Genomic DNA, 9,080 nt, shown 5'->3' with positions numbered 1-9,080 from the left:
CACGTGTCCGCCGTGACATGAACCGTGAAACGGCGTTCGTCGCCGCGGCCGCCGTCGTGGTCGCGGCGTCGCTCGTCGCCGCCGCGGTGGTCCCCGGTGCTCTCGCCGACCCGACCGACGATGGGCCGCTCCGTCCCGGTCCCGTGCAGGTCGAGGAAGTCCCCATCACCCCTGGCGACGCGACAGGCGAGACGGCCACGTTGGTCGTCGAAGCCAGACTCAGCCACTGGGGGAACCCCACCGAGAACGTCACCGTACTGTTCCGCGCAGCCGACAGCGAGTCGAATCTCGTCGAGACGAGTCGCAGCGTCGACGTGGGCACGCTCACTGGCGACCGCGAGACGCCCGTCCGCGCTAACCTCACCGTCGCCCGCGAGGGCGGCTACGAGATAGAGACTGTTGTATACCGCGACGGCGAGCGAGTCGACCGCGCGAGTAGACGCGTCAGCGGCCTCGAAGCGCTCACGCCTCCATACGCGGAGTCGAACGTGGCCTTCGCGGAGTCGACGGGGCTGCAACCCGTCTCCGTCGCCGTCGGGTCCGCCGACGGCGATCGGGTGAGCCTCGACCTCTCGGCGGCGCTGACCAACGGCGGCGACGAACCGACCGGCGACCTCGAAGTGACGTTCGTCGTCCGACAGGCGGAGTCGAACGTCGTCGCCGACCGGGTCACCGTCCCCGTCGGCGAGATTCGTGCCGGGCGAACATCGACCGCCGACGCCTCCGTGACGGTGCCCGACGAGTACAACTACTACGTCGACGCCATCCTCTGGCGCGACGACGTCCACGTCGACTCCGCACAGAGTGTGGCGAACCTCGACCCGACCGAGCGCATCAGTCCGAACGTCACCGAGCGGGAAGTCGAGTTTGAGGTGGAGGACTTCGAGTCCAACGACGGTAACGGCGGCTACGACGACGGCAGAGGCGTAGAACGGACGACGTCAACCGACACGCCCGGGTTCGGCGTCGTCGCCGGCGTCGTCGCCCTCCTCGCGGCGACGCTCCTCACCCGGAGGCGGTCCGCATGAGCGAACCCGACGAACACACGATTACAGAGATGAACGCAGACGATAACCCCCCAGAACGAACTGACGGTGGAACGAACGCGGGCAGCGAGACGAGCGCGGACGCCACCGTCGGCCGGTCGGGCCGCAACGTGCGGACGCTGCTCAACTACGCCGCCTTGGCGGTGCTGGTACTGTTCGCGCTCGTCGCGTCGATACAACTGTACACTGCCGTCGGCGGCGTTATTGATCGATGGGTCGCCTCGGAGTACCGAATCTTCTTCCGCGGCGCGTTCAACCTCGTCGTGCTGCTGCTTTGCGTCGGCGGCATCTCGCTGCAGCTTCGACGGCTGGACTGACCGGCAGACTCGCCGTTTTCGCTCGAAGTTTCATCGACTCACCAACACGAGACACTCCAGAAAGCCTATGAGTGGCCCGCCGACCCCACCACCATGGACCCGACGACGGGCGCGATGGACCCGCGAACGAAGCGGCAGCGCGAGTGCGCCATCGCCGTCCCCCGAAGCGAGAAGGACGCGGCGGTCGAACTGATTCGCGAGGACATCCTCGCGGAACTCACCGAGGAGTGCCCCGAGTGCGGTCACTACGCGGTGCTCTCGTCGTACGAACCGACGTTCTTCGACGGTCGCGACCCCGAGAAAATCTCGATAGCGTTCACCTGTCCCTCCTGCGAGTGGCCGCTCGGTCTCGACTTCTGATCCGCCGCCTCGAACCGAGCTCAGAGCGCGACCCACGCCGCGAAGACGGTGAGGCCGCCGAGAGACGTGCTCGCCACGGCGTGGACGCGGAGGCGGTCGAGCAGCGCGTGGGCGTCGCCATCGACGCTGAGTGCCTCGTGAATCTCACTGCCGAGTTCGCACCGAGGAAGGAAGTCCATCGCCACGTGGAGGAAGACGCCCGCGGCGAACCCGAAGACGACGCCCCGCACCGCGGGCGTCGCCGGAAGGACGACGATGCTCGACAGGATGGCCGCGAGACCGACACCCGCCGCGGGGAGCAACAGTACTGACCACTCGCGACCGGCGCGGCGTAGTCGCGTCGCGGCGGCGTACCCTGCCGGACCTTTGTGCGAGACGATGGCGAGGCCGAGCGTCAAGCCGACCTCCATGTTGCCGTAGACGATACCGATGATGGCGCCCGCCGAGAGCGCGTGCGCCGACAGTTCCGTCACGGTCCGATCCAACGGCAGGTCGAGGTGGGCGAGACGGTGGCCGACGGTGTGTGAGCCGAAGCCGACGAGCAGGCCGAGCGCGACGCCGAACCCGCCGTACTGCGGGACGTCGCCGCTGACGCCGATTGCCTGCGGGAGCAGAAAGACGGCCGCGCTGGTTATCATCGCGCCACTGGCGAGACCGTAGCCCCAGACGAGGGCGCCCGCGCGCTCTTCGGTTCGCCGCGCGCCGAGCCATCCCGCGACGGCCATGGCGAGAAACGCCACCCACGAAATGACGAGGAGGTCTGTCGCGCCGCGCCGCAGCGCGAGCGCTGAGAGACCGACCAACAGCGCGACCGAACCAATTCCTATCGCCGAGCGTCGTTGCACGTTGTGAACCGGGAGACTGAGATTAATATGGCCGTCGGTTCTCGGAGGAGGTCCCCACCCGAGTTCGGCCGCGTCGCCGCCTCACCGCGTCACCGCCGCCGCCGAAGTCACCACTGCCTCACCGCGTCGCCTTCTTCCACGTCCGCAGGTCGAGAATCTCGCCGTCGAGATCTGCGGCGTCCGCCTCGGTCGCCGCCCAGACGAACATCGCCGCCGTGTCGCCGGGGTCGCGGCCCTGTCCGTCGGTGAGGTCGGTGGCGACGAGACCCGGGTCGACGACGCCAACGGTCTGCGGCAGGTCGGCGGAGAACCCCCGAGACAGCGCCTCGCTAGCGGCTTTGGAGACGGCGTACGCGCCCATCCCGGCTTTCGCCTCGCGGGCGACCGACCCGGAGGGAACCAGCACTCGGGCGTCGTCGGCCATATGGGGGACCGCCTCCTTGACCGCCGCGAACACCCCGCGGACGTTCGTCCGCATCGTGTCGTCGAAGCGCGCGTACGACTCCTCGGCGGTCGGCATCTCGCCGGGTGTGCCGTGGTTGACGCCCGCGCAGGTGACGAGCACGTCTATCGGTCCGCCCTCGCGCGCCGCCCGCTCCATCAGCCGCTCCATGTCGAACTCGTCGCGCACGTCGGCGCGTTCGGTGAGTATCGTTCCGCCACTCTCATCGACTTCGTCGGTGAGTTCCGCCAGCGCCTCCTCGTCGCGGGCGCAGGCGACGACATACGCCCCTTCGGCGGCGAACGCCGCTGCGACGCTCCGCCCGATTCCCCGACTCGCACCCGTAACGACCACCGTCTTCTCGTCCATGGTTTTCGGTTCGTGGACGAACACCTAAAGGTGCGTCTCCGGCGCGGAGAGATGCGTATCCTTTTGTCGGTGGCCGTATCCGTGATGGTATGCCGCACGGTTCCGATATCGTAACGTTCGACGCCGACGCCGTCGTTCGGGCTGCCCGCGGAGCCGCCGACGGGCCGATCTACTCGTTGGCCGTTTACACGCCGGAAGCGTACGAACTGCTCCACGTCGACGACGTCACGCTCACGTTCTACCGCGACGAAGAGCAGATGCTCGCGCACTTCGACCAGATACACGACTACGCCGGCATCGACTTCGCCGAGATAGAGCTGTTGACCGAGGAGCTGTTCCCGATAGCCGACCGCGTCGACTACGTGACGACGGCGATGAACTACCTCAAGTTCCTCCGCGTCTACTTCGACCGGGAGGGAATCTTTCTCGCGCTAGCTCCCGACGAGCCGGTGACTCCCGTCATCGAGGCGCTTCGAGAGGTCGTCGACGAGACGACGAGCAGGTCGGAAGACGGCGAGTCGGCGTCGTAGATCGGCGTCATAGGCCGGCGGGGAGTCAGCGTCGTAGGTCGGAGGGATGTCGGCATCGCAAGCCAGCGAGGAGTTGCCGCCACGGTTCGGTTCCGCGTAACCGAAACCGTGCGACAGTGACACAGTCAGTCGTTTTATGCTCTGAACGCTTCTAGTACGTGTCATGACCTTCCCATCGACCGGCGACGTCGACGCCGACGCCCCCGCCGCGGACGCCGGACGGCGGTTCGGGTCGGGTCTCGACGGCGACCGCGACCGCGTCCGCGACGACCTCTCGTCGCTGTCGGGGCAGTCCGTCATCGTAGTCGGCAGCGGGTTCGGCGGTCTCTCGACGGCCTGCTACCTCGCAGACGCCGGGGCCGACGTCACCGTGTTGGAGAAAAACGAGCAACTCGGCGGACGCGCCAGTCGATTGGAAGCCGACGGCTTCCGCTTCGATATGGGACCGTCGTGGTATCTGATGCCGGACGTGTTCGAGGACTTCTTCGGCTACTTTGGGAAGCGGCCCACGGAGTACTACGACCTCGAGCGACTCGACCCCCACTACCGTATCTTCTTTAAGGACGGCGACCGCGTGGACCTCGTTCCCGACATGGAGACGAACAAACTGCTGTTCGACTCTTACGAGGAGGGTGCGGGCGAGACGCTCGAACGGTACCTCGAAAAGGCCGAGCGAAACTACCGCATCGGGATGGAGCATTTCGTCTATAAAGACCGTCCCCGCTTGCGCGACTACGTCGACACCGACGTGTTCCGCCACTCGTGGGGCCTCTCGCTCGTCGGGTCGATGCAGGGCCACGTCGAGGAGTACTTCGACCATCCGAAACTCCAGCAGATAATGCAGTACACGCTGGTGTTTCTCGGCGGTGCGCCGTCGAACACCCCGGCGCTGTACAACCTGATGAGCCACGTCGACTTCGAACTCGGCGTCTACTACCCCGAGGGAGGCATCGCCGCCGTCGTCGACGCGATAGTCGACCTCGCCGAGGAACTCGGCGTCACCTTCCACGCCGGCGACGCAGTCACCGAGATTCGGGGCCGCGAGGGGGGGTTCGTCGTCCGCACCGAGTCCGGCGCGGAGTACCTCTCGGACCTCGTCGTCTCCGACGCCGACTACGCCCACACCGAACAGGAACTCCTCCCTCCCGAAAAACGACAGTACGATGCCGACTACTGGGACTCGCGGACGTACGCGCCCTCGGCGTACCTGCTCTACCTCGGCGTCGAAGGCGACGTCGAGGAGTTGGCCCACCACACGCTCGTCCTCCCCACCGACTGGGAACCGCACTTCGAAACGATCTTCGGTGACCACTCGTGGCCCGACGACCCGGCGTACTACCTCTGCGTCCCGTCGAAAACCGACGACTCCGTCGCGCCGGAGGGCCACAGCAACCTGTTCGTCCTCGTCCCCGTCGCCGCCGGACTGGACGACACGACCGAGATTCGCGACTCCTTCCGCGAACTCGTGCTCGAAGACATCGCCGAGAACACCGGCGTCGACCTGCGCGACCGCATCGTCTTCGAGAAGTCGTTCAGCGTCGACGACTTCGCCGAGCGCTACAACAGCCAGCAGGGGACGGCGCTCGGCATGGCGCACACGCTCCGCCAGACGGCGCTGCTGCGGCCGCCGCACCGCTCGAAGAAAGTGCCGGGTCTCTACTTCACCGGGTCGTACACGACCCCCGGCATCGGCGTCCCGATGTGTCTCATCAGCGGTCGACTCACCGCCGAGTCGATGGCGAGGCACTCCGGGCGCGACAACGCCCGGCTGTCTAAATACGCCGAGGACAAGATCGTTCGGCCCGACGGAGAAATTAGCGAAGTGAACGACGCCGCCTACGGCGACGCCGGTTCCGGCATCTCCGGCACAGGTGCCGGCGGCGAATCCGAGGCTGGCGGCGAACCCGAGGGCGACGTGGCTCCGGCCGAACGAGAGTCGACGGGTCGAACGAGCGACTGATGGGTCGTCTCGGCTACCTGCTGAAGCTCTCTCGCCCCCGCTTCTGGTTCTACCTCGCGGGACCCGTCGTCGTCGGCGTCGCGTTCGCAGCCGACTCGGTTTCAGAACTGTTTGCGCCGCTCGCGCTGGCGCTGTTCGGCTACTTCCTCGTCCCGGGGAACGTGCTGCTGTACGGCGTCAACGACGTGTTCGACGCCGACATCGACGCGAAGAACCCGAAGAAAGACGACAAGGAAGTCCGATTCGGCGGCGACTCGGTCGTCGTCGCTGTTGTCGTCGTCTCCGGTCTCCTCGGTCTCGCGCTGTTCGCGGTGACCCCACGCGTGGCGTGGGTCTGGCTGGCAGCGCACTTCTTCCTCGCTATCGAGTACAGCGCCCCGCCGCTTAGGTTCAAAACCACTCCCCTCCTCGACTCGATTTCGAACGGGCTGTACGTACTGCCCGGCGTCGCCGCCTACGCCGCCGTCGCGGGCGAGAATCCGCCGCTTTCGGCCGTGCTCGGCGGGTGGCTCTGGACGATGGGGATGCACACGTTTTCGGCGATCCCCGACATCGAACCCGACCGCGAGGCGGGCATTCGGACGACGGCGACCGTGTTGGGCGAGGCGCGGACGTACGCCTACTGCGCGGGCTGTTGGCTCGCCGCGGCGCTCGCGTTCGCCGCCGTCGACCTCCGCATCGGCCTGTTGCTCATCGCGTATCCGGTCGTCGTCTTCGCCATCTACTGGTCCGACGTCGACGTGTCGCGGGCGTACTGGTGGTACCCCGTTTTGAACACGGGCGTCGGGATGGTGCTCACGATGGGCGCGCTCTGGAGGTTGCTGTATGGCTGATACGGCGTCGACAGTCTCCGAGCGACTGCCGTCGACCCGAAGCGAGATGGAGGCGCGACTCGACCGACTCATCCGCGACAATCGGTTCACCATCTCGGTCGTCTTCCCGCTGGTCGGCGGGGTACTGCTGGTCGCGAGTCGGCTCGGCCTTCTTCCGCCACCCCTCGCGTTCAACGCCTTCCTCATCCTCCTCGGGACGGCCGTAATGCGCTCGCCGCTCGTCGTCGGGACGCTGCCGCTGTTCGACCGTCGGGCGGTCGCGGGCGTCTCGGGACTTGCGCTCTACGCGTACGCCATCGAGTACACGGGCGTGAAGACGGGGTGGCCCTACGGCGAGTTCCACTACGGCGTCGACCTCGGGCCGACCGTCGAGGGGATTCCCCTCGGGTTGCCGATCTTCTTCCTCCCGCTGGTGATGAACTCGTACCTGCTCTGTCTGCTGCTGTTGGGCGAGCGCGCCGAGAACGCGCTCGTCCGCCCGCTGACGGTCGTCCTGGCCGTGCTGGCGATGGACGTGGTGCTCGACCCCGGCGCAGTCGCGCTCGGCTTCTGGGTGTACCCCGGCGTCTCGCCCGACGGCGGCTTCTACGGCGTCCCGCTCACGAACTACGCGGGGTGGGTCCTCAGCGCCACCGTCGCAGTCGTCACGCTCGACTGGGCGTTCGACCGCCACGCGCTGCTGGCGCGACTGTCGCGCTGCGAGTTCATGCTCGACGATCTCGTGAGTTTCGTCATCCTCTGGGGGAGCGTCAATCTCGTTTTCGGCAACTACGTTCCCGCGGCCGTCGCGGTACTCTTTGGCGTCGGTCTGCTTCGGACCGACCGGTTCAACGCGGGGCTGTTGAGGCCGTCGTGGCTTCGGTGAGTTCGATTACGGGAAGAAGAGCGTTTACGCGTTCAGCGCGTCGGCAGTCGGTCGGGTCGGCCGCCCGGTCCGGCAGTCGCCGACCCGCGGTACGAGACGGAGCTGACGCGCCAGAAGACGGCTTCGGGGTCTTTCGTCCACATCCAGTGGTAGCGCGTCCGGGCGAGTAAACTCAGTTTTCGGAGCGTCCCCAACTGCGGCGTCTTCGAGAGCACGTCGTAGTTGCGCTCGCGGATAAGTCGGTGGTGGTCGGCGTACAGCACCGCCGCCAGCAGCACTGCGAACTGGCAGTCCTCGGGGAGGTACTTGATGCCGGCGACGCCCTCGCGGTAGAGCGCCTCCGTCCGGTGGAGTTCCGACTCCATCGCGGTGGTAAAGCTCTCGGAGAGCTCGTGGCGGCGAATCTGCGTCTCCGTCACGTCGTGGTCGTCGAGCGTCGTCTGCGGGAGGTAGATCCGGTCCCGCTCGTCGATGTCCTCGCGCACGTCGCGCAGGAAGTTTGACATCTGGAACGCCTCGCCGAGTTTCGTCGCGTGCGGGAGCGCCTCGTTACGCTCTTCGGGGCCCATCACGGCGGTCATCATCCGACCGACGGCCGCCGCGGAGCCGTCCATGTACGCCTCCAGATCCGTGTACGTCTCGTATCGACTCTTCGTGATGTCGGTGCACATCGCGTCGACGAACCTGTTGACGTCCGCGTCGTCGATGCCGTACTGTTCACGCATCTCCGAGAACGCCGACAGCACGGGATTGTCCGTCTCCGCCTCACCGAGCGCGGCGGCGCGAAGTCGTTCAAGTTCGGCTCGTTGCTCGTCGGGCGTCGCGTCGCCGGCGTCGTCGACCACCTCGTCGGCCAGTCGGAAGAATGCGTAGAGGACGTACGTCGCACTGCGGACCCGCTGGGGGAGAAGTCGCGTCGCAAAGTGGAACGTCTTTCCAGTCCGCTGTTGTATCGCTTTGCTCCGGGCGACGCGGTCGTCTCTCACCATGGAAACGTACCCTGCGGTTGCCCTGTCCATCGTCTACTCGGGTCACAACAGCGCATTAGCTACGGATGGTTAAGGAATGCAGGCTCATAATCATTAGTACCGATACAGGTTGGGTGCGGTCGGGGGTCCGCCCCTCCGATCGCGGCTCGGTACCTCCCGACGTCGGCGCCACCGGAACCGTTACCAGAACGTGTCGCTGCAGTCGTAGACGACGCCGTGGGTCGGACAGACGTACTTGCAGTGGCGGTGCTGCATCGACGCGCCGCAGAACGGGCAGGGTCGCCCGCGCGGCGTCTCGTCGGCCGTTTCCGTCGCCCCCGACCGAGTCTGCTCCGTCGGCCGATCTGCGTCTTCTCTCGTCTCGGTCACGTAAGCACGTCGGCGCGCCAACGGTTTGGTTGTTGCTCTCGGCGGTGAGAACGCTCCGACTCGGAACGCCGCAGGGCGTACCTTCCCCGACTCGGAACCGCCGGCGCATCCGCTCTCGACGGAGATAAAGAGAGAAACCGTGTGCGAACGACGGA

At 66.6% G+C, this 9,080-nt stretch carries 10 protein-coding genes and 1 pseudogene; 7 read left to right on the top strand and 4 right to left on the bottom strand.

Annotation, left to right across the window (positions count from 1 at the left end):
* Nucleotides 1-17 precede the first annotated feature (17 nt).
* The 3 genes from LAQ58_RS02105 (at nt 18) to LAQ58_RS02095 (ending at nt 1,723) form a co-directional block, all read left to right on the top strand.
* Nucleotides 18-1,028 (top strand): DUF7490 domain-containing protein, encoded by a 1,011-nt coding sequence (locus tag LAQ58_RS02105; protein WP_224448975.1) that lies wholly within the window; start codon nt 18-20, stop codon nt 1,026-1,028.
* Nucleotides 1,025-1,363, top strand: a complete 339-nt coding sequence (locus LAQ58_RS02100) for a DUF8060 family membrane protein (RefSeq protein ID WP_224448974.1) — start codon at nt 1,025-1,027, stop codon at nt 1,361-1,363. Before LAQ58_RS02105 ends, LAQ58_RS02100 begins: the two co-directional genes overlap by 4 nt.
* Nucleotides 1,364-1,456: 93 nt before the next feature.
* Nucleotides 1,457-1,723 (top strand): hypothetical protein, encoded by a 267-nt coding sequence (locus LAQ58_RS02095; protein WP_224448973.1) that lies wholly within the window; start codon nt 1,457-1,459, stop codon nt 1,721-1,723.
* Nucleotides 1,724-1,743: 20 nt separating this feature from the next.
* Here the strand turns inward: LAQ58_RS02095 and LAQ58_RS02090 are convergent, their stop codons facing one another.
* Both LAQ58_RS02090 and LAQ58_RS02085 read right to left on the bottom strand, forming a co-directional pair.
* The gene (locus LAQ58_RS02090) at nt 1,744-2,568 is read right to left on the bottom strand and encodes a ZIP family metal transporter (protein WP_224448972.1); all 825 of its coding nucleotides are present in this window, start codon (nt 2,566-2,568) and stop codon (nt 1,744-1,746) included.
* Between the two features lie 118 nt (nt 2,569-2,686).
* On the bottom strand, nt 2,687-3,379 hold the full coding sequence (locus tag LAQ58_RS02085; protein WP_224448971.1) for an SDR family NAD(P)-dependent oxidoreductase: 693 nt from the start codon (nt 3,377-3,379) through the stop codon (nt 2,687-2,689).
* Between the two features lie 89 nt (nt 3,380-3,468).
* Here LAQ58_RS02085 and LAQ58_RS02080 point away from each other — a divergent pair, with 89 nt between their 5' ends.
* From LAQ58_RS02080 to cruF, 4 genes and pseudogenes are all read left to right on the top strand, one after another.
* The gene (locus tag LAQ58_RS02080) at nt 3,469-3,909 is read left to right on the top strand and encodes a hypothetical protein (RefSeq protein ID WP_224448970.1); all 441 of its coding nucleotides are present in this window, start codon (nt 3,469-3,471) and stop codon (nt 3,907-3,909) included.
* A gap of 163 nt (nt 3,910-4,072) precedes the next feature.
* Nucleotides 4,073-5,656 (top strand): annotated as a pseudogene (locus tag LAQ58_RS02075) (phytoene desaturase family protein); the annotation flags it as partial.
* A gap of 212 nt (nt 5,657-5,868) precedes the next feature.
* Nucleotides 5,869-6,702, top strand: a complete 834-nt coding sequence (locus tag LAQ58_RS02070; RefSeq protein ID WP_224448969.1) for a prenyltransferase — start codon at nt 5,869-5,871, stop codon at nt 6,700-6,702.
* A complete protein-coding gene (cruF, locus tag LAQ58_RS02065) occupies nt 6,695-7,567 on the top strand; it encodes a bisanhydrobacterioruberin hydratase (RefSeq protein WP_224448968.1) in 873 nt (290 codons plus the stop codon). The genes LAQ58_RS02070 and cruF overlap by 8 nt, the downstream gene beginning before the upstream one ends.
* 32 nt (nt 7,568-7,599) lie before the next feature.
* Here the strand turns inward: cruF and LAQ58_RS02060 are convergent, their stop codons facing one another.
* The gene (locus tag LAQ58_RS02060) at nt 7,600-8,556 is read right to left on the bottom strand and encodes a phytoene/squalene synthase family protein (protein WP_224448967.1); all 957 of its coding nucleotides are present in this window, start codon (nt 8,554-8,556) and stop codon (nt 7,600-7,602) included.
* Nucleotides 8,557-8,736: 180 nt separating this feature from the next.
* A complete protein-coding gene (locus LAQ58_RS02055) occupies nt 8,737-8,925 on the bottom strand; it encodes an HVO_2523 family zinc finger protein (protein ID WP_224448966.1) in 189 nt (62 codons plus the stop codon).
* Between the last annotated feature and the right edge of the window lie 155 nt (nt 8,926-9,080).

It is taken from the genome of Haloprofundus salilacus, from assembly GCF_020150815.1.
Taxonomy (GTDB): domain Archaea; phylum Halobacteriota; class Halobacteria; order Halobacteriales; family Haloferacaceae; genus Haloprofundus; species Haloprofundus salilacus.
Note: the sequence above shows the minus strand (reverse complement) of the source record. Positions and strands in the feature narration are given on the sequence as shown.

Bases quoted from the DNA above. Each gene is read 5' to 3' on its own strand.
- LAQ58_RS02070 (WP_224448969.1), top strand. From the start codon at position 5,869: ATGGGTCGTCTCGGCTACCTGCTGAAGCTCTCTCGCCCCCGCTTCTGG.
- LAQ58_RS02100 (WP_224448974.1), top strand. From the start codon at position 1,025: ATGAGCGAACCCGACGAACACACGATTACAGAGATGAACGCAGACGAT.
- LAQ58_RS02085 (WP_224448971.1), bottom strand. From the start codon at position 3,379: ATGGACGAGAAGACGGTGGTCGTTACGGGTGCGAGTCGGGGAATCGGG.
- cruF (WP_224448968.1), top strand. From the start codon at position 6,695: ATGGCTGATACGGCGTCGACAGTCTCCGAGCGACTGCCGTCGACCCGA.
- LAQ58_RS02060 (WP_224448967.1), bottom strand. From the start codon at position 8,556: ATGGTGAGAGACGACCGCGTCGCCCGGAGCAAAGCGATACAACAGCGG.
- LAQ58_RS02080 (WP_224448970.1), top strand. From the start codon at position 3,469: ATGCCGCACGGTTCCGATATCGTAACGTTCGACGCCGACGCCGTCGTT.
- LAQ58_RS02105 (WP_224448975.1), top strand. From the start codon at position 18: ATGAACCGTGAAACGGCGTTCGTCGCCGCGGCCGCCGTCGTGGTCGCG.
- LAQ58_RS02095 (WP_224448973.1), top strand. From the start codon at position 1,457: ATGGACCCGACGACGGGCGCGATGGACCCGCGAACGAAGCGGCAGCGC.